26 protein-coding genes are annotated in these 25,764 nt (G+C 45.7%); 16 read left to right on the top strand and 10 right to left on the bottom strand.

What is annotated here, in order from left to right; genetic code table 11:
• Nucleotides 1-9: 9 nt before the first annotated feature.
• From IEW74_RS11330 to IEW74_RS11320, 3 genes are read right to left on the bottom strand one after another with little or no spacing between them, the layout of a single operon-like run.
• The gene (locus IEW74_RS11330) at nucleotides 10-1,083 is read right to left on the bottom strand and encodes an HprK-related kinase B (protein ID WP_188665035.1); all 1,074 of its coding nucleotides are present in this window, start codon (nucleotides 1,081-1,083) and stop codon (nucleotides 10-12) included.
• Nucleotides 1,080-1,970 carry a GAK system ATP-grasp enzyme gene (locus tag IEW74_RS11325; protein ID WP_188665032.1) on the bottom strand — a complete coding sequence of 297 codons (891 nt, stop codon included), beginning with the start codon at nucleotides 1,968-1,970 and terminating at the stop codon, nucleotides 1,080-1,082. The genes IEW74_RS11330 and IEW74_RS11325 overlap by 4 nt, the downstream gene beginning before the upstream one ends.
• Entirely contained in the window at nucleotides 1,967-3,592 is a 1,626-nt protein-coding gene (locus IEW74_RS11320; protein ID WP_188665030.1) for a phosphotransferase, read from the bottom strand. Before IEW74_RS11320 ends, IEW74_RS11325 begins: the two co-directional genes overlap by 4 nt.
• 281 nt (nucleotides 3,593-3,873) lie before the next feature.
• Here IEW74_RS11320 and IEW74_RS11315 point away from each other — a divergent pair, with 281 nt between their 5' ends.
• From IEW74_RS11315 to IEW74_RS11305, 3 genes are all read left to right on the top strand, one after another.
• On the top strand, nucleotides 3,874-5,067 hold the full coding sequence (locus IEW74_RS11315) for a GAK system CofD-like protein (protein ID WP_188665027.1): 1,194 nt from the start codon (nucleotides 3,874-3,876) through the stop codon (nucleotides 5,065-5,067).
• Nucleotides 5,068-5,118: 51 nt separating this feature from the next.
• Entirely contained in the window at nucleotides 5,119-5,439 is a 321-nt protein-coding gene (locus tag IEW74_RS11310) for a hypothetical protein (RefSeq protein WP_188665024.1), read from the top strand.
• 286 nt (nucleotides 5,440-5,725) lie between these two features.
• The gene (locus tag IEW74_RS11305) at nucleotides 5,726-5,932 is read left to right on the top strand and encodes a cold-shock protein (protein WP_188665021.1); all 207 of its coding nucleotides are present in this window, start codon (nucleotides 5,726-5,728) and stop codon (nucleotides 5,930-5,932) included.
• Nucleotides 5,933-6,011: 79 nt separating this feature from the next.
• Here the strand turns inward: IEW74_RS11305 and menA are convergent, their stop codons facing one another.
• The 4 genes from menA to hybE form a co-directional block, all read right to left on the bottom strand.
• Nucleotides 6,012-6,875 carry a 1,4-dihydroxy-2-naphthoate octaprenyltransferase gene (gene menA / locus IEW74_RS11300; RefSeq protein WP_188665018.1) on the bottom strand — a complete coding sequence of 288 codons (864 nt, stop codon included), beginning with the start codon at nucleotides 6,873-6,875 and terminating at the stop codon, nucleotides 6,012-6,014.
• 21 nt (nucleotides 6,876-6,896) lie between these two features.
• Nucleotides 6,897-7,271, bottom strand: coding sequence for a hypothetical protein (locus tag IEW74_RS11295; protein ID WP_188665015.1), 375 nt, complete (start codon nucleotides 7,269-7,271; stop codon nucleotides 6,897-6,899).
• A gap of 110 nt (nucleotides 7,272-7,381) precedes the next feature.
• Nucleotides 7,382-8,845: a sigma-54-dependent transcriptional regulator gene (locus IEW74_RS11290; RefSeq protein ID WP_188665012.1), complete on the bottom strand. Its 1,464-nt coding sequence runs from the start codon at nucleotides 8,843-8,845 to the stop codon at nucleotides 7,382-7,384.
• Between the two features lie 10 nt (nucleotides 8,846-8,855).
• Nucleotides 8,856-9,449: a [NiFe]-hydrogenase assembly chaperone HybE gene (hybE, locus tag IEW74_RS11285; RefSeq protein WP_188665009.1), complete on the bottom strand. Its 594-nt coding sequence runs from the start codon at nucleotides 9,447-9,449 to the stop codon at nucleotides 8,856-8,858.
• Between the two features lie 455 nt (nucleotides 9,450-9,904).
• On the opposite strand from hybE, the gene IEW74_RS11280 reads away from it, so the two are divergent.
• From IEW74_RS11280 to IEW74_RS11250, 7 genes are all read left to right on the top strand, one after another.
• Nucleotides 9,905-11,020, top strand: coding sequence for a hydrogenase small subunit (locus IEW74_RS11280; protein ID WP_188665005.1), 1,116 nt, complete (start codon nucleotides 9,905-9,907; stop codon nucleotides 11,018-11,020).
• Between the two features lie 10 nt (nucleotides 11,021-11,030).
• Nucleotides 11,031-12,005, top strand: coding sequence for a hydrogenase 2 operon protein HybA (gene hybA, locus IEW74_RS11275; protein WP_188665002.1), 975 nt, complete (start codon nucleotides 11,031-11,033; stop codon nucleotides 12,003-12,005).
• Nucleotides 12,006-12,008: 3 nt separating this feature from the next.
• Nucleotides 12,009-13,148: a Ni/Fe-hydrogenase cytochrome b subunit gene (gene hybB, locus IEW74_RS11270; protein ID WP_188664999.1), complete on the top strand. Its 1,140-nt coding sequence runs from the start codon at nucleotides 12,009-12,011 to the stop codon at nucleotides 13,146-13,148.
• 133 nt (nucleotides 13,149-13,281) lie between these two features.
• Nucleotides 13,282-14,988 (top strand): nickel-dependent hydrogenase large subunit, encoded by a 1,707-nt coding sequence (locus tag IEW74_RS11265; RefSeq protein ID WP_188664996.1) that lies wholly within the window; start codon nucleotides 13,282-13,284, stop codon nucleotides 14,986-14,988.
• Between the two features lie 97 nt (nucleotides 14,989-15,085).
• Complete coding sequence (locus IEW74_RS11260; protein WP_188664993.1) at nucleotides 15,086-15,628, top strand: HyaD/HybD family hydrogenase maturation endopeptidase; 543 nt, start codon at nucleotides 15,086-15,088, stop codon at nucleotides 15,626-15,628.
• On the top strand, nucleotides 15,619-15,900 hold the full coding sequence (locus IEW74_RS11255; RefSeq protein ID WP_188664990.1) for a HypC/HybG/HupF family hydrogenase formation chaperone: 282 nt from the start codon (nucleotides 15,619-15,621) through the stop codon (nucleotides 15,898-15,900). The genes IEW74_RS11260 and IEW74_RS11255 overlap by 10 nt, the downstream gene beginning before the upstream one ends.
• Nucleotides 15,901-16,032: 132 nt before the next feature.
• Nucleotides 16,033-17,313 carry a diguanylate cyclase gene (locus tag IEW74_RS11250; RefSeq protein ID WP_188664987.1) on the top strand — a complete coding sequence of 427 codons (1,281 nt, stop codon included), beginning with the start codon at nucleotides 16,033-16,035 and terminating at the stop codon, nucleotides 17,311-17,313.
• 3 nt (nucleotides 17,314-17,316) lie between these two features.
• Here IEW74_RS11250 and IEW74_RS11245 read toward each other — a convergent pair whose 3' ends face one another.
• Together IEW74_RS11245 and IEW74_RS11240 are read right to left on the bottom strand one after the other, a co-directional pair.
• On the bottom strand, nucleotides 17,317-17,517 hold the full coding sequence (locus IEW74_RS11245; protein WP_188664977.1) for a hypothetical protein: 201 nt from the start codon (nucleotides 17,515-17,517) through the stop codon (nucleotides 17,317-17,319).
• Between the two features lie 69 nt (nucleotides 17,518-17,586).
• A complete protein-coding gene (locus IEW74_RS11240) occupies nucleotides 17,587-18,207 on the bottom strand; it encodes a pyridoxamine 5'-phosphate oxidase family protein (RefSeq protein WP_229734326.1) in 621 nt (206 codons plus the stop codon).
• A gap of 133 nt (nucleotides 18,208-18,340) precedes the next feature.
• Between IEW74_RS11240 and pdxR the strand changes: the two genes are divergently transcribed.
• Complete coding sequence (gene pdxR, locus IEW74_RS11235) at nucleotides 18,341-19,762, top strand: MocR-like pyridoxine biosynthesis transcription factor PdxR (RefSeq protein WP_188664971.1); 1,422 nt, start codon at nucleotides 18,341-18,343, stop codon at nucleotides 19,760-19,762.
• Nucleotides 19,763-19,827: 65 nt separating this feature from the next.
• The gene (locus IEW74_RS11230) at nucleotides 19,828-20,964 is read left to right on the top strand and encodes a type III PLP-dependent enzyme (RefSeq protein ID WP_188664968.1); all 1,137 of its coding nucleotides are present in this window, start codon (nucleotides 19,828-19,830) and stop codon (nucleotides 20,962-20,964) included.
• Nucleotides 20,965-21,000: 36 nt separating this feature from the next.
• On the opposite strand, the gene IEW74_RS11225 is transcribed toward IEW74_RS11230, so the two are convergent.
• Nucleotides 21,001-22,485 carry a DEAD/DEAH box helicase gene (locus tag IEW74_RS11225; protein WP_188664965.1) on the bottom strand — a complete coding sequence of 495 codons (1,485 nt, stop codon included), beginning with the start codon at nucleotides 22,483-22,485 and terminating at the stop codon, nucleotides 21,001-21,003.
• A gap of 140 nt (nucleotides 22,486-22,625) precedes the next feature.
• Between IEW74_RS11225 and IEW74_RS11220 the strand changes: the two genes are divergently transcribed.
• The 4 genes from IEW74_RS11220 to IEW74_RS11205 all read left to right on the top strand — a co-directional run bounded on the left by IEW74_RS11220 (nucleotide 22,626) and on the right by IEW74_RS11205 (nucleotide 25,727).
• On the top strand, nucleotides 22,626-23,174 hold the full coding sequence (locus tag IEW74_RS11220) for a hydrolase (RefSeq protein WP_188664962.1): 549 nt from the start codon (nucleotides 22,626-22,628) through the stop codon (nucleotides 23,172-23,174).
• A gap of 19 nt (nucleotides 23,175-23,193) precedes the next feature.
• The gene (locus IEW74_RS11215) at nucleotides 23,194-23,892 is read left to right on the top strand and encodes an alpha/beta fold hydrolase (RefSeq protein ID WP_188664958.1); all 699 of its coding nucleotides are present in this window, start codon (nucleotides 23,194-23,196) and stop codon (nucleotides 23,890-23,892) included.
• A gap of 22 nt (nucleotides 23,893-23,914) precedes the next feature.
• Nucleotides 23,915-24,451 (top strand): gamma carbonic anhydrase family protein, encoded by a 537-nt coding sequence (locus IEW74_RS11210; protein ID WP_188664956.1) that lies wholly within the window; start codon nucleotides 23,915-23,917, stop codon nucleotides 24,449-24,451.
• A 118-nt stretch (nucleotides 24,452-24,569) separates the two neighbouring features.
• Nucleotides 24,570-25,727 (top strand): OmpA family protein, encoded by a 1,158-nt coding sequence (locus IEW74_RS11205; RefSeq protein WP_188664953.1) that lies wholly within the window; start codon nucleotides 24,570-24,572, stop codon nucleotides 25,725-25,727.
• The last annotated feature ends 37 nt before the right edge of the window (nucleotides 25,728-25,764 follow it).

The raw sequence follows: 25,764 nt of genomic DNA, 5'->3' as shown, positions 1-25,764 counted from the left end.
GTCTTCATCCTATTCCATCAAGAGATGTTGAAGGCAAAAATCCTTCGCATAAGTGAAATCAATCTTCCCGCTGGCTTCATATATTCTAACATTCTTAAGCGCATTTAGATAGGCGAGGCTATCTTGATGCATATCTTGTGAAATGAAATTTGCATTTACATCCTGATAGAAGGGACCGGGCGATTTTATAACAGCTTTTAAAAGGTCGACATGTTCTTCAATATTGATTTCTTGTATCGTGCAGGGGACTTCACTCTCGCGTTTCCAGTTGAGAATAAGGAAAGCATTGAGTGTTGCATGGTCGATGATTTTATTTGGGCCATAAATATCTTCAACAAAGACGTCATATTTTTCTTCCAAATCCCATAATTCAGACGGGGGAAGCGCTTTTAAAGCTTTGATCCTTTCGGCAGGGAGAAGATCGATCAGGTTTGGATCATGCAACATGGTACCGGGATTAACACGTGGTAGTTTCGGTATGCCAATGGCAGAGCCTGCTTTTAAAAACAACCGGTCATTTGTCAGGTATTGAACATTATCGCTACTTAACAAATGGAGCATCAATGTAGATTTTCCACCACCGGAGAACCCGGCAATTCCTAGGCCTTTTTCACGGGCACAAAGACCGGATGCATGGCAAATGAGCGCACCGTTTTGTTGCAGGTGGTTCATATATTGTGCATTGATGAAATTAATCACCTGATTATCATTTTCAAGACAAGGGCCAGCGGCAATACGTTCGCTCTGACTTTGTAAAAAGACCATGCTTGTGCGCACTTTTTGAATGATGCGTGCCTGTTCAATATCGACGTAGGCATCTTTGCGTCCGGTTTTGCCGGGTTCGCGCTTCCAGTCTGTGAAGGTCAAATCATAAGTGTCTTGTGGGCGTTGAATGGCCTTGACGACAATATCAGCGCTACCGTGACCTAAGGTATGAGCGAAATAAATGCCTAGTTTTTCCAACAGTTCTTCGCTGTTGGATTGAATAGCGATTTTATAGCCATCTAAATCCAACAAAACTTCGCCATCACATAAGGGAAAGCCACTTTGCATACGGTGTGCAATGTTTTGCAGGGTGATCATTGGCTGAGCTCCTTTAACGCATAATCGGCATAAAGATTGGCGGCATCAATTCCGATACCTTCCTTCGCGCCTTTAAAACCACCAAATGCGGAAACTTCAAAAATAATGGGGCCGTCTTTGGTATCGGCCACATCAACGGTGGTGAAATCCATTCCGAAAAGGGCTTGCGCTTTGCTGGCAAGTTCTATTGTGCTTTGCGATGGGGTATGCGGGGCATATTTGCCGCCGCTGTTAATGGTCGTATTCCAACTGTCGTTTTGGGAAATGCGGGCATATGTGCCCATATAATCCCCGCCTAGAAAGACCATTCCGTAATCTTGACCCGCGAGTTCGACTTTTTCTTGTATATACATCATCGGATTATCGCGTTTAAATTCTGTAATCTGATTTAGAATTTGATCATCAGATTGATTGCTTTCAATAACGCACATGCCACGGGCTTTTGTTGAATAAAGGGGTTTGAAAACGGCTGCACCGAAATCGTGAACGGTTTGTAGGGCGTAATCAATGTCTTCGCTGATACGTGTCGCCGGCATGGGAATGTCCCCGTTGCGCAATGTCATGGTACAGCCCAGGCGATCGATCATTCGAATAATGGTGTCGGGTTTTGAAAAGACGCGCACACCATTTTTTTCAGCCAAACGCAGCAATTCAATACGATCCAGTGTATTGGGATTATAGGTTTGGCTGATTTTTTTTACGATTATGCCGTCTAACTGACAAAGGTTCACACCTTGTGCATAAAGGGAGTTTGTTGAAAGGTCCGCATGGACATCGGCCATAGATATAACCAGACGAAATCCTGTTTTCTCTTCTAATCGGTCCGCAAGCACTTCGGTTGACCACTTACCCGGTATTCCGATGACGGCAATTTTTTTATGAATCATGTGAAGAGATCCTCAATCGGCAATTTAAATTTCTTTATATGTTTTTTCGGGCATGCCTGAATATTTTCCAAAATATAGACCGCGCGCAGGTACATGGCGTTGGCAAGGCCTTTGTCCAAAATAAAACGGGTGGATGTAATGAAGGAACGGGCCAAACCCAAAGCGAGGCGAAGCTCGAACGTTTCATCATTGTTTTTGCGGGCAAATTCTTTTGCGTAAGAATGTAGATAAAGGGCGCTGGTTTTAATCCGACTGCGTGTTCTGTTGTCCAAGACTTGCAAGCGATAATTTGACACCATGAAAACGGATATGTCCTGTGTGTAATCCTGATAACATGAACGGTGCAGGTCGATAAATTTGATGGTTTGATTTTCAGGGTCGAAGATGATGTTATCCAGATTAAAATCTCCATGAATATAAACAGAGAATGGAGGGGCCAGTTCTTTTTCAATTTGTGCAGCCTGTGCAATCAAATCATCCAGAGAAATAACTTTTTGCGAACCAATTTTAACTGAGGATGTTTGGAAGTCTGGATGGATATCCAAAACGGACTTTAAGCGTTTTTTGAGTTGTGCCATATGGTTGGCCGGAATCTTCTTTTTCTTTTTTGTTTCGTTCCAAACCGCCTTTAAGGTTTTACTCAGTCGTTTGAGAGCTTTTTCAACGACATCATCATGTTCTTGCAGCAGGACTTGTTCAAAAGTCAGACCGGGAAGATGTTCAATCAGAAGGGCCGCATTTTTCCCTTGTTTTTTATATGACAAAATTTGCGGGGCCAGACCGGGATAAATTTCATGCCAGCTTTCGACGCTTTCCAATTCTTCTTTCAGTTTTTCTTTTTTGCCGTCTTTAAAAATGGCCAGATAGCCATTTTCCTCACCATTACTTGCGCTGATACCTGCAATTGCGCTGCCGGATTTTGTTTCTGCAATGGTTTCGACATCTGCATTCAAAAGACCAAGATCGGATAAGGCTGTTTTAAGAGAGCGAAAACGATCAATATGCATGGGTTGACCAAGCTTTGCCGACATGATCGATTCAGAAATGCTTAAAAGAATGTCGCCCATTTCCTCAATCCGTTGGGAAACAAACAAGGATGTTAAGGCATCTTCAGGATTTTTTTGCTTGGATAAGGTTTTGAGATGTTTTTTGAAAACACGTTCGTAGGCGCGACCCAATTCTCGTTCAATATTGCCGATTTTTAGGGCTAGGCGCGTGTCATCTTCTTCTATGGCATGCTCAATCAGGGCAATCCCTTTATCTATCTTGGATAAAAGGGCGGCATTATCACTTTTTTTAAGAGCATCACGTCTGGATAAATTTGCCATCAGACGGACGCATTCGTGACACAGATCGGTGATACGTTCCAAATCAGATGCGATGGCTTCGGCAGCTCTTAAAGAATAGATATTTACGTTACCTTTTTTGCCATGACGCAAGGTGTCCAAACATCCATCATGGACGCGCATTTTCAAGTTGTAGGTATAGCCTTGGCGATCCAGAATGCGTTGGGAAACCGTTTGCGATGCGGTTTCCAGCAGAACAAGAAGGTTGTTCACCTGCGACTGGGTTTCAGCCAACAGGAAATGCAGGTTATCGTGAATGGATTTGGGTAAATGCATAATTATATCTGCAGGTCGGATGTTTCAGCGAAAACAATAAGGAAGAAAGAGCGAATGAAATATGGAGATGGGTTTCAATTTTTTTTTGAGTTCAGTGGGGGGATGTAAGCGAGCCGCATTTTGCGTCATTTGTGTTTCAATTCTGTGACGGTCCGCGAAAATGTGAAATTTAATCAAAAGCAATCCGTTTATCCTTCCTTTGAAGTTTAACAATAATCTTCTGGACCTTTGAAGCAACGCTTCGCATTATATCATAAAAGATCTATTATTTTTGGGACGATATGAAAAAAACAACAGTTTCTCGCACCGTGACTATGCCCGATATGCTGCGTGCGGCACGATATGAAAAAGCACCTGAATACGGGCCGCGTGTATTGTTTTTTTCAGGGGGGACGGCGCTGACGGAAACCAGTCGCATTCTCAAAAAATTCACACATAATTCCATTCATTTGGTGACACCCTTTGATAGCGGGGGAAGCTCGGCTATTTTACGAAAAGCATTTGATATGCCCGCAATTGGCGATATGCGATCACGCATGATGGCGCTGGCGGATGAACGCATCAGTGGTAGCCCTGAAATCTTTAGCCTATTTGCGCATCGTTTGCCCAAAGAGGCTAGGCGCAAGGATCTGTTGATGCAACTTCAGGCGATGGCGAGTGGAAAGGATCCGCAGGTTGCCGCGATTAAGCAGCCTATGCGCAGATTGATTAGAACACATTTATCTATGTTTCTAGATGCTATGCCTGATGATTTTGATTTGAGAGGTGCCAGTATTGGCAATCTGATTTTGTCAGCAGGATATCTTAATCATCGAAAACAGATGGATCCGGTTATTTTTATGTTTTCGAAACTGGTGAATGTGTTGGGTGAGGTAACAACAATTGTGAACGATACCCTGCATTTAGCCGCACGTTTGGAAGATGGGCAGGTGATCTATGGGCAACATATGATTACCGGCAAGGAAGTTTGTAAGATTGATAAGGCGTTGGATGAGCTTTTCCTTGTAAAAGATTTGAAAACACAGAAGCGTACAACGGCGCAAATTTCGAAGAAGAAAAAGCGGTTTATCGATGATGCGGATTTAATCTGTTTTCCACCAGGAAGCTTTTATACAAGCATTATTGCCAATCTCCTTCCCAAAGGGGTGGGGCAGGCGATTGCACGAAAGAAATGTCCAAAGGTTTATGTGCCGAGTTTGGGGGACGACCCGGAAAGAATCGGACTTTCAATGGATGATTCTATTTTTAAATTAATTGAATATCTTTGCTTGGATACGGGTGAGGATACCCCCGCATCCACGTTTATGACGCATGTGTTTATTGATAGTGAGAATGGTCAAAACCTGCTGCCTGAAACCAAAGCAAAGTTGCGAAAAGAAAAAATTTCTTTGATAGACACGCGTTTGGTGGCACCGCAGAGTGCCCCTTATTATGATCCGCAGTTGTTGGTTACGGCATTGTTGTCTTTGACGTGATGGTGTATTCCTGTCTGGATGAAATAACATTTTAATATCCAGAGCAGGGCAATGGCAAAATTCATCCGTATTAATAAGAAAAAAATCGTTATCAATGATCAGGTTATCAGTGAATGGACGCTGAAGGCATTGGTTGACAAGGCAAAATCCAATCAAATAACGGTTGAGCAAATGGTTGTGCAGTCTATTGCAAACCATTGGGTGCAAAATGATAAATTCCGCAACAGTGATATGGAAGTGGTCAATACCCTTATGAGTCTGGCTTTTGATTTTGGCTATGATTCTTTTAAAATTGCCAATGGAAAAATTAAGGTTCTGGCCTTGAATGAAGAGCGCCGTGCCGCCGTTTCACCGGGTGAATTAGAGCTATGATCTTTGCGTTCGATTACTGAAACGTAACTGAGAAAATATTGTAATAGAATATGAATTGCTTTTATTTTTAAACTCACATACAGTTTACTCGTGAGTTACGTTTTTTGCTCGTTATGGGGTAGAATATAGACCTTAAGCCGAACCTTTTAGGGCCACTCCTTTTTTTCCGAAGGATAATTCTATTTGTTCCTTGAGTTCTCCAAGACACCATCTCAGACTTTCTTCGAACTCAATACGTCCCTTGAAAGGGGGGCAGACTATAAAACATCCTAAGGACTAAAGATTAATGGCTAACGGTACAGTTAAGTGGTTTAACGCCACAAAAGGTTATGGCTTCATCGAACCGGAACAAGGCGGCAAAGACGTTTTTGTTCACATTTCAGCATTGCACGAGTCTGGTATTCAGCAACTGAATGATGGGCAGAAAGTTTCTTTCGAGATTTCTGTAAGCCGTGGCAAAGAAGCGGCGTCTGACATCAAACTGGTTGACTAATCTCAACCTGTATTCCTTGTTTATTCAGGGAATAAAGAATAAAGGCATTTCGATTCAGGTCGGAATGCCTTTTTCAATTTTACATCAGGCTGATGGCAAGACCGATACACAGTAAAATCTGGCTGGCTGCAGAAATGCCAAGATTGGCGTTCAGTTCTACCTTGTGCGTGATGGTAAAGATTTTGAAAGTTGCGAGAATTGCCAGCGGAATGCCTGCGAAAAACCATAAGGGAACAGGCAGGGTAAGGAGTAGGACATAAGGGGCAAGCATAAGCAATGCGAAAACGACTTTTGAAGCTTTGCTCCCTAGGTAAATGGCAAGAGTCTTTCTGCCTGCAAGGGTGTCGTTTTCCAGATCACGATAATTATTTAACAATAAAATTGCACAAGCCGGACAGCCGATTGCGATCCCATATATCAAGCCATTTGCAGGCCAGTGGTTTGCCAAAAGAAAATAACTGACATTAAAGGCGGCTATGCCAAAAAAGAGCATAACAAACACTTCCCCAAAGGGACCGCGCGAAATAGGGAAGGGACCGTTGGAATAGATATATGCACAGAGCAAGGCTAATCCGCCACATAGCATGATAATCCAGCCGCCAATGCTAATCAGATATAAACCGCAAAATGCAGCAATCGCGATAAAGAGGAAGGCGCTATATCGGGTTTGAGACGGTGTTGCAAGACCGGCCTGTGTAATGCGTTGGGGGCCAATGCGGGTGCCTGTATCTGTTCCGTTTAAAAAATCCTGTGCATCATTAAACAAATTGGTCGCAATCTGGATGGAAATTGCACCGATGCAGATTGCAAGCAAGACAAGATAATTCGGAGGCTGCTGATTGTGGAGGGCAAGGCTGAAGGCGACAAGTATCGGCGTTAGCGACATGGATAATGTTTTGGGGCGTATGCCGACCCACAAAACGGAGAAACGAGGCAGAAGCATTTGTTTTTAAAAGCCAGTTTTTTATTTTATTGAGGGAACAGGCTCTTTTTTGTCCTCGATATCACGTCGAACACTATTTAAGTCTGCTTGTTCGTAGCAGGTTACTTTGCCTAGCTCATGGTAGCAATAGCGTTTCGGGTCTTTTTTGAGGCTGGGGTCATCTTCTTTGCAATAGGTCATGCCCTGTTCACTGCGAATGGTTGAACAATCTTTTTTGCTGACATAGGAAATAACGTGGTCGCCAAGTGTTTTGTCAGTGGTAATGGTTGAGAGCGCATCCGTTACAAGCAGTTCAGAGCAAGCGGATAGTAAAAAAAGTGCAGCCAAGGGAAATGCTATTTTTGCTTTTGGTATCAATTTAAAAACCGTGGTGCATTTCATTGTTTGATCAATCATAAAAGAGACAATACATCCCCTCATTTCTGACAGGATAAGGTTATTTTAGCGTTAAAAGCTAAAATAAAAAATAGGTAATATTTGCCTAACCCCTGAAGGGGGCAGGGCTGTTAATTTGTCTGAATTTGATCGTTTTTGGAAAGGCCGTATCGTTCAAGTTTAGAGCGCAAGCCGACGCGGGATAATCCAAGTTCTTTGGCGGCGCGACTTTTGTTCCATTGATGTCGGATGAGGCATTCTTTTAGAATGCGGGCTTCAATGGATTCAACACGGTCTTTCAGATTCCCATTCAGCTTGGATAAGCTTTGAATTTCCAATTCTTCGTCCCGGGGGGCGGCACGTAATATACGGGCCGAAAGATTGTTTGCTCCTAAAATATTGCTGTCACTCATAACCAGAAGATGCTGAATTTCATTTTGCAATTCGCGCACATTGCCGGGCCAATGGTAGGCTTGCATGCAGGTGAGGGCTTCCTCGCTGATACCATCGACTTTTTTTCCAAGGTTGAGCATCGCTTGATTGAGAAGTTTTTGAACCAAAACCGGAATATCTTCGACACGTTCTCGTAGCGGAGGTAAATGAATACCAATAGGGGTTAGGCGGTAATATAAGTCTTCGCGAAAGCGCCCGGATTTAACATCTGCTGCTAAATCACGGTTTGTTGCAGCTATAACGCGAACATCGACTTGCCTAGTCTTGCTGGCACCCAAGGGGCGAATTTCACCTTCTTGGAGGACACGAAGGAGTTTGACCTGAAAAGCGGGTGAAACTTCGCCAATTTCATCCAGAAAAATTGTACCGCCATTGGCCCGTTCAAAAAGACCGATGCGATCTTCAACCGCACCGGTAAAGGCACCGCTTTTGTAACCGAAGAGCTCACTTTCCAGAAGTTGATCGGGAAGGGCAGCACAATTTTCAACGACGAAAGCTTTGTTGGCACGATGTGAGTTATAATGAAGGGCGCGGGCTGCCAGTTCTTTCCCTGTACCGGACTCACCTGTGATGAGAACCGAAATATCATAAGGGGCCACGCGGCGAATTTTGGCGCAAATATCATTCATAATGGATCGTTCGGATCGGGTAATGCCATCGTCGCTTTGATAGTTTTTCTTTAATTTTTCTCTTTTGCGCTCAATACTGTCTTTAAAGGCGTCCGGTGCCATTTTTAATTCAATGGAAAGGGATTCGTTTAGACGCTGTAGATCAAAGAGTTGGGCTGCATTCTTAAGCAAATGTATCAAGCTTTCCGGTTGCCACGGTTTTGTGATGTATTGATAAATGCCTGCGTCATTTAGTGCGCTGATGATGTCCTGAGAGTCCGTGTAGCCGGAAATAATCATACGTACGATATTTGGCCATTTATGACGTACGAGTTTGAGGAATTCAACTCCCGTCAGGCCGGGAAGGCGTTGGTCGCATAAGATGATTTGCACCCATTCTGTCTGAAGGATTTTTTCCGCTTCAATGGTGTTTTCCGCTGTCAAGGTATTAAAATCATCTTCAAGGATGCGTTCAAGGCTTTCTAAGCTGCGGACTTCATCGTCAACGATGAGGATGGTTGTTTTTTGCGTCATTGTGTCAACCTTATGCCGAGGTTGGGTCTTCGCGTAATTTTCCACGAAGGAGATCTCGCCGATTTACTTCTGTCTTCATATTGGCAGGCTCTGAGAATTGTTTTTTTAATTCTTCGCGATGCACCATTTCTTCTTTGTTCAAGTAGCGTTGAATTTGTTCTTCAGAATAGGTGGGGTCGATACGTTTTTTCTCATCTAGCAGGTCGCGCAAGAAAATAGCAGCGGCAATCCGTGCGGATTCGGGATTGGGGAAATCGTTGACCGGGGAATAAAGCGAATAAGTTTTACAAAAGCCAAACCCTTCAATTTCATTGACCATGACGGGGCATTCTTTTTGAGGGAAGTTGTATTTTTCTCTCTCTCCCAATTTTATACATTCCCAGTTTTCCCCTTCTTTAGGGAGCATAATAAGATTGATAAACCAGGGGGTGACCATCATGCCAATGACACGTTCATCCCATTTTTGAAACTCAACAGCTTCGACGACAAGGTCGTTATTCAGGATTTGAATACCGACCATATTTTCTTTCCAGATTTTATTGAAGCAGGCCTCTAATGTCTCAGCCGCTTGTGATGGGCTGAGGGTATGCAGGGGATGTGTCACTGTCCCAGTCCTCAAATAACGTAAAAATGAGCCTATAGGGAAACAGTATTTTTAGAAAATTGGAAGGTTTTTTTTCAAAAAAATATAGAAGTGGTTGTTTGGTTTGCGATGCACATTAAAACTGATACTTAAGTATTGAAAATGCTGCATTGCATTCTGGTCTTACCATTCTAATGGATAGGTGTTTTTATAATAGTAACTCTCATATTAGTTTTTAAATATGCAAAAGATAAGGGGGGTGAGGTTATTTCCCTGTGTAAGTGGTTACTTACTTTTCATTTTTTAACTGCGATATACGTTACGGCTGCCACTTTTTTTGTACAAAAAGAATAGGGTGATGGAAATAATTCATTAATAACAATAGTTTGCTTATTTGGTACGGTTTTTGCTCTGAGGTATTGGGACGATTATTGGTTATAGGGGCTGTTGCTCCAAGATGGGAGGATATCCAAATTATGCAGGGTGATTTTGACGCGCTTGAGAAACGACTTGGGATCAGCCGCCGGGATTTCCTGAAATATTGCACAGGGATTGCAGCAACGCTGGGGTTGTCAACATCTGAAGCCATTGCAATGGCTGAAGCTGTGGCGAAACCTAAAAAGCGTCCGGTTGTGATCTGGTTGCATGGTCAGGAATGTACAGGGCCGACGGAAACGATGTTACGTTCCGAGCATCCAACGCTGGAACGATTGATTTTGGAAATGGTATCGCTGGAATATCACCAGACGCTGGATGCCGGTGCCGGCCATCAGGTTGAGCATTTAAAAGAACTGTCCATGAAGGAAAATGCCGGTAAATATCTGCTGGTCGTTGAAGGGTCTATCCCGACGAGAGATGGCGGTGTTTACTGTAAAATTGCCGGTAAGACGATGCTGGCACATACGGTCGAAGCGGCGGAAAATGCAGCGGCAATCATTGCATTTGGGTCTTGTGCATCGTGGGGTGGGGTGCAATCATCCGGACCAAACCCGACAGGGGCCGTTGGTGCGCAAGCTGTTTTACCCGGTAAAACCGTTGTCAATATTCCGGGATGCCCGCCGAACCCGTATAACTTCTTGGCGACAGTGATGCATTTCTTGACGTTCGGTACCTTGCCGGAACTGGATAGTCAAAACAGACCGAAGTTTGCTTACGGGCGCCTGATCCATGAAAACTGCGAACGCCGCCCGCACTTTGATGCAGGGCGTTTTGCAAAGGAATTTGGCGATGAAGGGCATAAAAAAGGGTATTGCCTGTATAAATTAGGTTGTAAGGGACCTGAAACCTATTCTAACTGTCCGGCGGTGGAATTTAATGATGTGGGGGGCGGTACATGGCCGGTCGGCGTTGGGCATCCCTGTTTCGGGTGCACAGAACAGGGAGTTGGTTTTACCAAGCCTTTGTTCAGTCTTGCAGAAGTACAAACCCATACCCCACCAAATGCATTCCCGTCAATTGCACAGCGTGAAGATACCCCGGGTATGAGCGCGGGTGCGGCAGCTGTTGCCGGTGCAGCCGTTGGTGCGGCCGTTGGTGCGGCAGCGGTGGTGTCAACCCGGCTTGGAAAATCTGATTCCGACAGCGAAACCTGAGGGGGCTGCTATGGATAGAAGAACCTTTTTAAAAACGGCAGGTGCAGGGGTGGCTGGTGCAGCATGTATCAGTACGGTCGCGGATGCTCGCCCGAATTTGGAACCTGCCCCTGAAGCAGTTGGCATGCTGTATGACTCGACACTTTGTGTTGGGTGTAAGGCCTGTGTAACGGCTTGTAAAGAAGTCAACGATATGACACCCGTGGATCGCGGGGATGGTCATATTTACGATTCCGCATTGGACTTATCCGGTGATACGCTCAACGTCATTAAGGTTTACAGTGATGGTACGGCAGCGGTGAAGGATAGCGAAGAAAACGGTTTCGCTTTTGAAAAACGCAGCTGTATGCATTGTGTTGATCCCGGATGTGTTTCTGTATGTCCGGTGACGGCAATGCGTCGTGACCCATTGACGGGAATTGTGACGCATCATCCCGATGCTTGTATCGGCTGTCGAACTTGCATGGTCGGTTGTCCTTATAACGTTCCGCAATTTGAATATGACAATGCATTCGGACGTATTCACAAATGCCAGATGTGCAATCAGGAAGGACTGGAACGCATTAATAAGGGCGGTATGACAGCCTGTGCGGAAGTGTGCCCTACGGGGGCCACCCTGTTTGGTCCGCGCAGTATGTTGATGGAAGAAGCCAAGCGACGTATGGAACTCAAGTCCGGCGATAATTATAACTTCCCCCGTGGTGATATTTCCAAGCCGGAAAGTTATCACGAAAAAGAACTGGAAGCCGATTATCAAAATCACATCTGGGGTGAAAAAGAAGCAGGCGGAACCAATGTTCTGCATATTTCTGCCATTGCGTTTGACAAGCTGGGGATGCCCCCTTTGGAAGACCGTTCTTATGCGTCTGTTTCTGAGGGCGTTCAGCATACTTTATACAAATACATGGCTTTGCCTGCGGCAGCTATGGCGGGCTTAACCTATGTGGTTAAGCGCAATAAAGACAACCATGACGGGGAGGAATAGGCCATGAGTCACGCTAAACCGCTGGGCGGTTCTATTTTTACACCGGCCTTTATGTTGTGTCTGGTTCTGTTCGTGATCGGCATGTATTTCTTAGGCGTTCGTTTTACGGATGGTATGGGGGCCGTTGCCAATATTAACGGTGGCTTTCCCTGGGGAATTTGGGTCGTTTATGATGTTGTCATCGGTACGGCATTGGCTTGTGGCGGTTATGCACTGGCCATCACGATCTATGTTTTTAATAAAGGTCAATATCACCCATTGATGCGTGCTGCATTGCTGGCCAGTTTGCTGGGGTATGCCCTTGGCGGTGTCGGGGCCTTTATCGACATGGGACGTTACTGGCAGTTCTATAATCTGCTCTTACCGTGGCATATGAATTTCAATGCTGTGATGTTGGAAGTTGGCTTGTGTGTGACGACCTATATCCTTGTTCTGGTTATTGAATTTGCTCCGGCTTTTCTGGAACGGATCGGGGCGCATGGGGTGCTGAAAATATTGAACAAGATGTTGTTCATTTTTATCGCCCTTGGCATCTTATTGCCAACGATGCACCAGTCTTCCCTTGGGTCGTTTTTGATTGCGATGGGATATAAGGTTGCCCCCCTTTGGCAGACGGTACATTTTCAACCTCTTTTGGCATTGTTGACGGCACTGACAATGGGCTTTTCCATTGTGATTTTCGAAGCATCGGCTTCGCAAGTTGCCTTTGATTTGCCAGATGAAACATCTTTGTTATCTAAAATCGGCAAAATCATCGTCGGTTTGTTATTGGTTTATCTGGTGGTGCGATTTGGGGAAATTATCCTGAATGGCAAAGTCGGATATATCTTTGCCGGCGACAAAAATAGCCTGCTTTTCCTGTTGGAAACCTTGTTGTTTATTTTCCCGGTTGTTGCCTTGTTATCCCAGAAAATGCGCCAAAATTCGCGTGTTTTATTGTGGGCTGCGGTGTCCATGCTGTTTGCTGGCTCGCTTTATCGTTTCAATGCTTTCTTGTTCACCTATGACCCGGGACCTGGCTACAGCTATTTCCCGTCAGTCGGGGAAGTGATGGTGACCGTTGGCATCGTTGCGTTTGAGATCATGGCATACATGGTGATGGTTAAAATGCTGCCCGTGCTGCACAAAGAGGCGCACGCGTGAGAGTTAGACCTTGCAGGTTCGCTATAGCTCACCTGAAAGGCTCTAACTTATTGATTTAATGCAAATGCGTCGTCGCAGATTGGTGCAATCTGCTCGGGATTTGCTCTAAAGTTATCGAATTAGGAGAAAAATCGTGACAACACGTATTACAGTCGATCCGGTCACGCGTATTGAAGGCCACCTTCGTATCGATGTTGAAGTTAATGATGAAGGCCGTGTCAGCAAATCCTGGTCTTCCGGTCAGATGTGGCGCGGTATTGAAACAATTCTGGTGGGGCGTGACCCTCGTGAAGCCTGGTTGTTTACACAACGTTTTTGCGGGGTTTGTACAACTGTACATGCGATTACATCCGTGCGCGCTGTGGAAAATGCACTGGGACTGGAAGTTCCGGTAAACGCCCAATTGGTGCGTAATATTATCCAGACTGCACATGCCATTCAGGATCATATCGTTCATTTTTATCACCTGTCTGCGGTAGATTGGGTAGATGTCGTGTCTGCATTGGATGCGGACCCGGTTGCCACATCCAAGCTGGCGGAAAGTCTGTCGGACTGGTCTTTAAATGGTCCACATGAAATGAAAGCGGTGCAGGATCGTTTGAAAACATTTGTTTCCAGCGGTCAGTTGGGCCCGTTTGCCTCCGGTTATTGGGGACACCCGGCGATGAAACTGTCACCGGAAGTAAACCTGCTCGCGGTTGCGCACTATTTGCAAGCGTTGGAAGTGCAGAACTATTGCAACAAGATCGTGGCAATTTTGGGCGGTAAGTCCCCCCACATTCAGAACTTGGCCGTTGGCGGGATTTCTAACTCCGTCAACATGAACAGTCAGTCCGTTTTGAATATGGAACGGATTATGATGATCAAAGGCTGGATTGATAAGCTGGAACATTTTGTTAAATCCACTTATATGACGGACGTTCCGGCAATCGGTGCCTTTTATCTGGATTGGGCCGGATATGGTAAAGGCGTGAATAACTATCTATCTGTGCCGGATTGCCCGCAAGATACCAAGGGAACCAAGTTTGACTTGCCCGGCGGGTATATCGAAGCCGGTGATTTCAACAAGTTCACACCGATTAAGGATTTCCACGATCCGTTCTTCCATAAGGGGGTTGCAGAATCATCCAAACATGCATGGTATGAAGGTGATGCGACCCTTCATCCGTGGGAAGGGGAAACCGAACCGCAATATACGGATTTCCAAGATGACGGACAGTATTCATGGATCAAGGCACCGACCTTTAACGGCAAGCGGGCACAAGTCGGCCCCTTGGCAAACGTGCTGGTTATGTTGGCGCAGGGGCATGAAAACTGTACAAAATATGTCAATGATGCGGTCGGAATTATTAAGACGGTTTCCGGTGCGTCCGATATTCCGTTGGCGGCTTTTGAATCGACAATCGGACGCCATGCCGCACGTGCTATTCGTGCGGGTGTGATGATGGATACGTTGAAACAACAATGGCAGAAACTTGTCGATAATATTGCTTCTGGCGATACCGACAGTTTCAATGCACCTGTCTTCCCGAAAGGTGAAATTCGCGGTGTGGGGCACCATGAAGCGCCGCGTGGGGCATTATCGCACTGGGTGGTGATTGAAGATGCCAAGATCAAAAACTACCAAGCTGTTGTGCCGTCGACATGGAACGCTGGGCCGCGTTCTGAAAATGGCGAGATGGGGCCTTATGAGGCTTCTTTGCTGGATAACCCGGTTGCGGATCCTGAACAGCCCTTGGAAGTTCTACGCACCGTGCATTCATTTGATCCCTGTATTGCCTGTGCAATCCATATGGTTGATACGGAACAAAAACCGATCGTGAAAGTCAAAGCACTTTAGGGTGGCTGTGACTGCTTAAGAAGGTTGAACCCCGGATACCCTCCCAAGCGGGGTTCAATCTTCTTGGTTTTTGTGAAATAAAATAAAGGAAAATATCATGACAACGGAAATTCTGGTCATCGGCCTCGGAAACGTCTTGATGCAGGATGAGGGCGTGGGGGTTCGCGCTGTTGAAGCCTTGGAAGGAATGTATGAAATTCCAGATAACGTGATTGTTATGGATGGGGGGACAACCGGGACTGAACTGCTGGAACCCATGCGGGATGTTAAACATCTTATTGTGACGGACTCCGTTAATACCGGGGATCCAGAGGGAACATTAATCCGCTTGGCAGACAAGCAGGTACCCGCCTTTTTTCAGACGAAAATTTCCAACCATCAATTAGGATTGTCTGATTTGTTGGGGATTTTGCAGTTGCAGGGTCAGTCCCCGCAAACGGTTACGATTATTGGTATGGTGCCCTATAAACTGGAAAATAGTCTTGGTTTAAGTCCTGAAACAGAAGGCCGTGTTCTCAAGATGCTGGATATGCTCGTAGAGGAAATTGAGACACGTGGGGTAAACCTGAAAAAACGTGAGCAACCCGTTGCCGGATTTTGGTCGCAACATGCACAAAACGGTTGTTTGCCATGTGTATAGGAACGCCTGTAAAAGTTATTGAAAATCGGGATTTTGTGGCCCTTTGTGAAGGGCGAAACGGCACAGAAGAAGTTAATATGATGCTGGTTGGTCCACAAACAGAAGGGACATGGGTCTTAAATTTTCTGGGTTCTGCCCGTGAGGTGATTAGCCAACAGGATGCTGAAAATATCAATAAGGCATTAGACGGTTTAACGGCTATTATGGATGGTGCCGACAAAATTGATGTGGATATGTATTTCCCGGGTATTTCAGTGAAAAACAATCTGTGAAATCAGGAATCGTTTTGACGGATATGTACGCACCTTTTTCTCACTTTAAGCTTTTATTATCACTCTTTTTCTATATTTTAGAGTTATGTTTTACGACTATGTCGTGACGTGAGTTGAGTGAGGTTGAGTTTTATGGTGTGGGATATTGCCCGAACATTTGAAGGCTGCGAAATTCTTGTTGTGGATGATAACCTTATCAATTTAAAGGTTCTTACGCAGGTTTTAAGCGCAAATGGTTATGTTGTACATGGAGCCAGCAGCGGGCAGGAAGCTTTTCTCCGTATTCAAGAAAAAACACCTGATTTGATCCTGCTTGATGTGCAGATGCCCGGACTGGATGGGTTTGAAGTATGCCAACAATTGAAAGAAACACCGGACACTGCAGATGTACCGGTGATTTTTATTACCGCCACGGATACCCTAGAAAGCAAGATTAAAGGCTTTGAAGTTGGTGCATCCGATTATATTCCCCGTCCCTTGCAAATGCCGGAAGTTTTGGCACGGGTAAAAAATCAACTGACGGCTCGACAGTTTTATCGACAAGTTGAAGATGAAAAAGACCGTTTGGAAAAGGTGTTGGCTGCCCTTCCGGTTCCCTACCTGTTGTCGTCGATTGATACAGGTATGTTGATTGAAATGAACGATCATGCTTGTAATGCCCTTGAAATACCTCAGGAGAATGTCAAAAAAACACGTGCTAAAGACGTTTATGCGGTTCCTGAAAAACGCAAAGGCTTACTGAAAAAACTAAAGCAATCCAAGCTCATCAGTAATGAAGAGCTGGACTTGAAAAAATCATCAGGTGAAATTTTTACAGCTTTGATCTCTGCAACACCGTTGCGTCTGCTGGACGAAAATGTCTTCTTCGTTGCGTTTAATGATATTGCAGAACGTAAAAAAATGGAGAAAGCCCTGGAGGAAGCCGCCCGGACGGATTATTTGACGGGCACCCTTAATCGTCGTGCGTTAAGCGCGCGTGCGCTAGATGAACAGCAACGTTCAAAGCGTAATAAAAAGCCAATTTCCATCCTTATGCTTGATATTGACCATTTTAAAAAGATTAACGATACGTTTGGCCATGAGGTTGGGGACGATGCGTTAAAGGAACTGGTTTCATTGATTGGTGAAACGTTACGGACAAGTGATGCGCTGGGCCGGATTGGTGGCGAAGAGTTCGTGGTTTTGCTGCCGGAAACAGATTTTGAAGGGGCGAAGGTTTTGGCGGAGCGTATCCGCACCCGCGTTGAAAGCAATGTGTTAAAGACCTCAAATGATCAGGAATTAACCATGAGGGTCAGTGGCGGGTTGGCAGAATGGAAGGCTGGCCAAACTTATGAAGAGGCGCTGAATTTAGCTGATGCACGCCTCTATAAAGCGAAAAACACAGGCCGTAACCGGATCGTTTGGGATTGATGATTAGCGATTGTTGAAATTTTTGGCGATATGCGCATCCAATGCTTCTTGACGTTCACGCTCTTTACTTGGGCTGTTTTTGTCCGTATTCGCAAAACGAAACTTACCAAAGAGAACGCAGCCTTTCATGCCGGGGTCACATTTATAACCGGGCACATGTTTGCATTGGCCTTTTACTTCGTTGGGACAATTCCAGCCACCCATTTTTCAATCCTTTTCAGCCGCCTTAATCGTTAGAATAACAAAAAACAGGCGGCTGAAAAAGGGGAAAGATCAATTGAGATCGTTTTCCCAACGTGGATCATTGATTGGTGCACCTTTTTGCAGGCTTAATGGGATCACACCAGCCCAGACGGGCAGGGCGTAATCTTCTTCATCATCGACGGGTGGACCCGTTCTGATTTTGGCAGATGATTCTGTGATATCAAATTCCAAAACAGCCGTGGCTTTTAATTCATTGTCATTTGGTTCACGAATGTCGTCATAACGTTCCGGTGTGATTTTCATTATCATAAGATTGAGAAGACGTAATTTTTCCTCAGGTTCAATGATATGCTGTGCTTTGGAAAAAATTATGACGCTGCGATAGTTGGCACTGTGATGAAAGGAAGAACGCGCCATGACTAAACCATCCAACAATGTGACGTTGATGCAAGCTTCTTCCCCTTCAATCAGGGTTTGGAATAACCCGTTTTTACTTGAACCGTGGATATAAAGCTTATTGCCATCGCGCCAATGAATGGTGGGTTGCACCATCGGGCGATCCCCCATTTTTGCACCGACATGACAAAGATAAGCCTCATCCAAAATGGCGTGAATGACTTCACTTTGATGATTGGCACGTTTATGGCCCCGTTTTAAGGTCGTGCGTTTTGTAATTGGGAATTCAGACATCATTTTCTCCTTTCTGTAAAAAGGAAGATGAGACATAATTGGTATGCTTAGAAGTGCCAATTATTATAAATTATAAGGTCCAATTATGAGTGAGTTGCAGCTCTCTTATCTAAAAAATGCGTGGCAACAAAACATGGAATCTCCTAAATATCGGGCGCTTTATGTCGTATTGCGTGACCTTATTTTGTCGGGAAAGCTATCCGGGGGTGAAAAACTTCCGCCCAGCCGAAAGATCGTGAGCGAACTTTCCATTTCAAGAAATACGGTCATGCAAGCCTTTGACATTTTGCAAAGTGATGGTTTCATCCAAAGCCGTCAAGGGGATGGTGTTTATGTGAGTGAAGATATCGGGCATGCTCACCTTCCCCAAATTTCAAGTTCAGACGATGTTGATGACCGAACGCCGGATATTGCAGGGCGCGTGCAGCATTGGATGGGGGTGCGCAAAAAACATCATCGTTTAGGTGGTGAACGGGCTTTTTCACCGGGACGTCCTGCGTTGGATCAATTCCCCTTTGATATTTGGGCGCGTCTGTTGTCACGGCGATGGCGTCTGAGTGGCCCCCGATTGGCGATGCAGGATGACCCCACCGGTTATGCACCTTTGCGTCAAGAATTGGCAAAATATCTGCGAAAGACCCGTGGGATGTCGTGTGAGGCGGATCAAATTGTTATTGTGTCCGGGGCACAGCAGGGCTTGGACTTGATAAGCCGGGTTTTATGGGAAGAGGGTGATCAAATTGCGGTTGAAGATCCGGCATTTCCCGGCATGAATGGGGTTGTTTTAGGGGGCGGTGCGCAGATTATTCCCGTTGCATTGGATGACGAAGGGATATGTACGGACCCCTTGGAAAACTTAACAGATTTAAAAAGTATTATGGTTACACCATCGCGGAACTATCCGTTAGGAACGACCATGTCGCTTGCGCGTCGTTTTGATTTGTTGGATCTTGCAAGGCGAAAGCGTTCATGGATTGTTGAGGATGATTTTGATTGCGAGTTTCGTTTTGATGGCCCGCCTTTATCCTCTTTGCAAGGTCTGGACCGCGATGAAAGGGTGATATATGTCGGCACATTCAGTCGAATCGTTTTTCCCGCCTTGCGTTTGGGCTATGTCGTGGTGCCGAAAAAACTAATCGATGCCTTTGTAGCGGCCAAGTCTTATATCGACGGTCATGCATCAATCCTGCATCAGGCAGTTTTGGCCGACTTTTTTAAGGAAGGGTATTTTGACAGCCATCTTCGACGGATGAAGAAACTATATAAAGAACGTCGAAACTATTTAATGAGGGAAATCGAATTACGACTGTCAAAGGACTGCTTTATCCTCCCCGCAGACGGCGGTTTACACATTTGCCTGTTGTTTAAGAAAGAAATTGACGATATCGTACTTTCAGAAGACTTACGCCAATGTGGTGTTGTAACAAGGCCACTTAGTTCTTTTTATAAATTAAGTGTTAAAAAACAAGGTCTTGTTCTGGGGTTCGCCGGGTTTGATGAAGCTGCAATAGACGCAGGTTTGCAACACATCCAAAAAAAAATAAGCGAAATATAAAAAACGCTTTTATTTCTCAAAAATAGCCTTATAAGGCGCAAACTTTTTTTTATGGAGGGCTCAAAATGACGCCGAAAATTGAAGCTTTTCTGAAAGACGCCGAAAAGGATAGTCCATTTTTGGTTGTCGATCTGGATGTGGTTGAAGATCGTTATAAACGACTGAATTCCGCTTTTAGTGAAGGCCATATCTATTATGCTATGAAGGCCAATCCGGCTAAGCCGATTTTGGAACGCCTCAATCAATTGGGATCTCGTTTTGATGCCGCGAGTTTGGGTGAAATTATGCAATGTCTGGAGACTGGTGTTGACCCGAAACGCATTTCATTTGGCAATACGTTAAAGAAGAAGAAGGACATTAAAGCGGCCTATGATCTGGGTGTTGATCTGTTTGCCTTCGACAGTGAAGATGAACTGGACAAAATTGCCGAAGCGGCACCGGGCTCTCGTGTTTACTGCCGTATTCTGGTCAACCGTCATGGGGCAGGGGCAAGCTGGCCGCTGTCACGCAAATTTGGTTGTTCTTCAGCGATGGCCCATGAACTTTTGATGCAGGCAAAGGCGAAAGGACTGGTTCCTTTTGGCGTGTCTTTCCATGTCGGTTCTCAGCAACTGGACCCGGCGCACTGGGCCAAAGCGATCAGTGATGTTGCGACTTTGTTTGATGCATTGGGTGAAGGTGGGATCCAGTTACAAATGATCAACATTGGTGGCGGCTTCCCTGCACGTTATCAGGAAGATATTCCGTCATTGGAAGAATTTGTTGATTATATCAAGGAACATATGACGGCTTCGTTTGGTGAAAAATGGCCGGAAATTTATATGGAACCGGGTCGTTATATCGTTGCCGAAGCCGGTGTGCTGCAAAGTGAAGTCGTTTGTGTTTCCATTAAAGATTTTGCGGAAGAAATCCGCTGGGTCTATTTGGATGTTGGTAAATTTGGTGGTCTGGCCGAAACGATTGATGAATCTATCGTCTATCAGATGGTTACTGAATATGATGATCAGGAAATGGGTCCGGTAATTGTCGCAGGCCCGACTTGCGATAGTTGCGATACGTTGTATGAACGCACTTATTTCCAACTGCCGTTGGCGCTTAAGACCGGGGATAAGATTAATATCTTGTCTACAGGTGCTTACACAACCATGTACGCATCGCAAGGTTTCAATGGTTTTGAGCCACCGAAAGAATATTTCATCTAGGAAGTCATTCTGATGAAAAAGGCAACGGCTCAAGGTTTATTCTTGGGCCGTTTTTTCTTCCGTTTCTGTTTCAGTTTTCTTTTTGGCACGTGGCTTGGCTTTTGCTGTGCTTGCGCGGCGTGTTGTTTTTTTAGCAGGTGCTTTTTTACGAGGAGAAGACTTTTCTTCGGATTGGGCAGACGCGCTACAATCCAAAACCACGGGTCTTAACAAAAAGGCGGGTGTGTGTGCCCCCATTCCAATGATGACACCATCAGCAGGTTCTTCTTGAACCATGACGGCATCCGTTGTTTTTCGTGCTCCCCGCTGTGGGCGTTCCCGTGTTCTTGTGTTTTCGCGCTCTTTTTCTCGTTTCGGGGCCGGGGCTTTATTTTCTTCAACGGGTTGGAAAGTATCGAGCTTGACTGGCGGGATTTTATTGCCAATCAGTTTGACGATGGCGGCGAGTTGTTTCTTTTCTGACGGTGTTGAAAGGCTTAATGCGGTGCCGTCTTTACCGGCGCGACCTGTGCGTCCAATACGGTGGACATAGTCGTCAGCATGGCTTGGCAAATCGTAATTGAAGACATGGCTGAGTGCCGGAACGTCCAGTCCGCGTGCGGCAACATCGCTACAGACCAAAATCGTGATCTCGCCGTTTTTAAATTTGTCTAAAGTTTCCATTCGCGCAGATTGAACCATATCGCCGTGCATTTGTCCGGCATTGTAGCCATGCTTGTTTAAAGATCGGTAGACGATACCGACATCACGCTTGCGATTACAAAAGACAATTGCGTTTTTGATATCTTCGCTGTCGATCAGGGCGCGCAGGGCTGTGCGTTTTGTTTTGCCATCATGTGGTTTGCAATCAACCATCATAAGCCCTTGGCGAACAGTTTCGGCTGTTGTCGCCGGTTTTGAGACACTGATTTCTTTTGGGTTCATCAGAAATTTGTCAGCCAGTTTTTTGATTTCTGTTGCCATTGTGGCAGAGAAGAAAAGGGTCTGACGGATTTGGGGTAACAAAGAGACAATTTTTTCGACATCGGGGATAAAACCCATGTCCATCATACGGTCAGCTTCGTCGATCACCAAAATTTTAACATCACGCAAAATCAAACTGCCGCGTTCAAACAGGTCAAGAAGGCGGCCCGGTGTTGCAATCAGCACATCCACACCACGGTCGATGATTTTCATCTGATCGCCCATTGATGTGCCACCAATCAAAAGCGCCATAGAAAGTTTGCTGTTTTTGCCGTAGGTCTCAAAATTTTGTGCAACCTGGGCTGCGAGTTCGCGCGTTGGGGCAAGGATGAGGGAACGCGGCATCCGTGCGCGCGCACGTCCACTGGCAAGAATGTCAATCATGGGCAAGGTGAAAGAGGCCGTTTTCCCCGTACCGGTTTGGGCGCATCCCAAAATGTCGCGTCCCATAAGAACTTGCGGTATAGCTTGCGCCTGAATAGGTGTCGGTGTCTCGTATCCCGCGTCTGACACGGCCGATAGTAGTTCGTCGCTTAGCCCAAGGTCCGCAAAATTCATAAATACATCTTTCCTCAATATCGTTTGTTGCCGGATATTAGGTGATTATGCTCAGAAGTCAATGATCATGCTCCTTCCCTGTGCTTTCAAAGTAGGTTAGATTGTCTGCAAAATGGATTAATAAAATGGGGTAAACAGCTATGGCGCATCGGATTTCAGCAACCAACAGTCTGCTTTTTGTAATCGACGTTCAGGAGAAACTAGCGCCCGCTATGAGCAATGGCGAGACGGCAATTGCCAATAATGCGAAGCTGTTACAGGCGGCAAACCTGCTTGAAGTTCCCTCGTTAGTCAGCGAACAATATCCGCAAGGCATTGGGCATAGCGTTAAAGCACTCTCCAACTTAATTGATGAAACATGCGTCTTTGAAAAGATGACATTTTCTTGCATGGGGGAGGGGGCTATCCAACAGAGACTTGCGCAATCCGGGCGTCATCAATTGATTGTTGGTGGTATGGAGACGCATGTTTGCGTGTTGCAAACAGTGCTGGATTTATTGGATGAAGGCTATCAGGTCTTTGTTGTGGCGGATGCGGTGGCCTCGCGCACGATGGATAATAAAGAGTTGGCATTGGCACGTATGCGCCAATGCGGTGCACAAATCGTAAGCACTGAAATGGTCTTGTTTGAATGGTTGGGACGCGCCGGTACAGACCAGTTTAAGCAAGTTTTACCGCTCATTAAATAAAAAATGGAAAGATAACAATATGAAGGAAACGGTTCTCTTGCTGCCGGGGCTTCTGTGTGATCGTAGTTTATGGCGTCATCAGTTGGAATATCTCGGCCCTGAGTGTAATTTGAAAGTTGCCGACTTTACACAAGGTGACAGCATTGAGTCTTTTGCAGAAAACGCGTTGGCCCTTATCCCTGAAGGCAAGTTCAGTGTAGCCGGATTGTCAATGGGTGGATATGTCGCATTGGAAATTTATAAACGTGCGCCTGAGCGTGTCACCCGGCTTGCCTTGTTGGATGCATCACCTTATGCGGATTTGCCCGAACATGCAGACTACAGACGTTCGGCTATGGAACTGGCAAAAGATCATGGATTGGGCGAGGTGATGAATAGCATTTTAGGGCGCTTGATTCATCCATCGCGATATGAAGATGCAGAATTGGTCAAAACAATTGATGCGATGGCCCATCGTGTCGGGGTCAATGGATTCTTACGTCAGCAAACCGCCTTGCTGAACCGAATGGACTATGCTGATATGCTGGGGACGGTTTCATGTCCGACATTGGTTCTTGTCGGGCGGCAAGATACAATGACCCCTCCTAAAATTGCACGGGATATGGCACGGGCATTGCCGCAGGCTGCGTTGGTGGAAATTGAAAATTGTGGACATTTATCGACAATGGAACAGCCGGAGGCCGTGACGGCATTGTTGCGTTATTGGCTGCAAAACTGAGTTCAAAATAAGGGAATAAAATATGAAACCTCTCCTTCGTTCTTATAAGGGTATGACACCAAAAATCGCACAGGATGCCTTTATTGCGGAAAACGCGGTCCTTATTGGTGATGTCGAAATCGGTGCACAATCAAGCATTTGGTATGGCTGTGTTCTGCGTGGTGATGTTGAAAAAATCCGCATTGGGGCACGTTCAAACATTCAGGATGGTACAATTGTTCATGTAACGGCGGATCGTTTTGGTACATACATTGGGGATGATGTATTGGTTGGTCATAACGCCGTAATACATGGTTGCACACTGGAAGATGGTGCGTTTGTCGGTATGGGTGCGGTTGTTTTGGATGGTGCAGTTATCGAAGGCGGGGCGATGGTCGCCGCTGGCGCATTGGTGACACCGGGCAAGCGGGTCAAGTCGGGTGAGCTATGGGGCGGCAATCCGGCAAAGAAAATGCGAGACTTGAGCGCAGAGCAAATTGCAGGCCTGAAACTGGGGACGGATCACTATGTTGAGGTTGCAGCTGAGTATCTTAAAGCAGAAAAGTCGAAAAAAAAATAATTTGCTATTAACCTTATGATGCTAATGGTTTAGATTGCGAGTAACAGTCGTGCTAGTGTAACGGCGAAATGGGCAAAATAGCACCTCCATCTTGGGGCGAATCAACGAGGAATGAATAATGTTCACCAAAATGCTTAAGAAAAAGCTTTTGACGCAAGCCGCAGTATTGACAGCACCTTTGCTGTTGGTCGGTTGTTCTTCGGTTCCCGATGCGGTGAATCCGGTGGAATGGTATCGCTCATCCGTCGAATATTTCTCCGACGATGAAGCCGATATGACGGCTGAGGGAACTGTGCAGAGCGGTGGCGAGCAAAAAGCAGTCGGTTCCGGTTTTGTGGCCGCACAAGCCCCACAAGGCAAATATGGCGAACCCATTATGCGTCAAGGTGAGGTGGTGAACCCGCTTGGTGAAGAAAAAACGGCTGAAGTCGTTCAGGCACCCGCGCCCAAAGCGGCACCCAGTACGCCCGTCAGTTCACAATCCTTAGAGTCACAAAAACCTGTCGTGATCGCAAATGGTGTGCCGGAAAGCTCACCGGCAACACCTAAATTAAAACTGACACCGCCGACAACAACGGCTCAACCGGTTGGTCAAACGGATACGCGAAGCGTAAGCGAGATTTATGCGGCAAATATTGCGCAGACACGTCCGGATCAAAATGTAACGACGATGGGACGCAGTGATACGCTTGCATATGGCATGCATCCTTATGAAACGGTTGTCGTATCCAGCACAGGTGTTGATCGGCAGGTCCCAAGTTATATGCAACCTGCCCAACAACAGCGTTATGCCTCTTTGACTCAGACTGTACAAAGCGATGCGTATGATACACTGTCGTCTGCTATGATGATTGAGCCGCCAGTCGTGGTTGAAGGTCGGGCGCAATCGTTGTCCAGCTTTAATCCGTCAATGTTTAATGGTTCTTTTCAGGTCGCAACCATTCAATTTGGCAATGGTTCTGCAAATTTGACACAGGAAGATATCCGCATTCTCAAGGAAGTTGTGAGTATTCATCAGCAGCAAGGCGGTGTTATTCGCGTTGTTGGTCATGCCAGTTCCCGGACACAGAATATGCCTGTTCAGAAACATGAGTTAGTTAATGCCAAGATGTCTATGGGACGCGCAGACCGTGTTGCTCGTCAGCTTTTGAACTTGGGTTTACCGGGGGAACATCTCTTTGTGGGGGGTGTTTCCGATCGTCAGCCGCTCTATCAAGAAGTCATGCCATCCGGTGAGGCGGGGAACCGCCGGACGGAAATTTTTGTGGATTACTGATTTTTTATAAGAAAATCGTCTGCAAGCCCAATTTTAG

The sequence above is a fragment of the Terasakiella brassicae genome (assembly GCF_014641495.1).
Classification (GTDB): Bacteria; Pseudomonadota; Alphaproteobacteria; order Rhodospirillales; family Terasakiellaceae; genus Terasakiella; species Terasakiella brassicae.
This window is presented reverse-complemented; position numbering and strand designations above follow the sequence as displayed.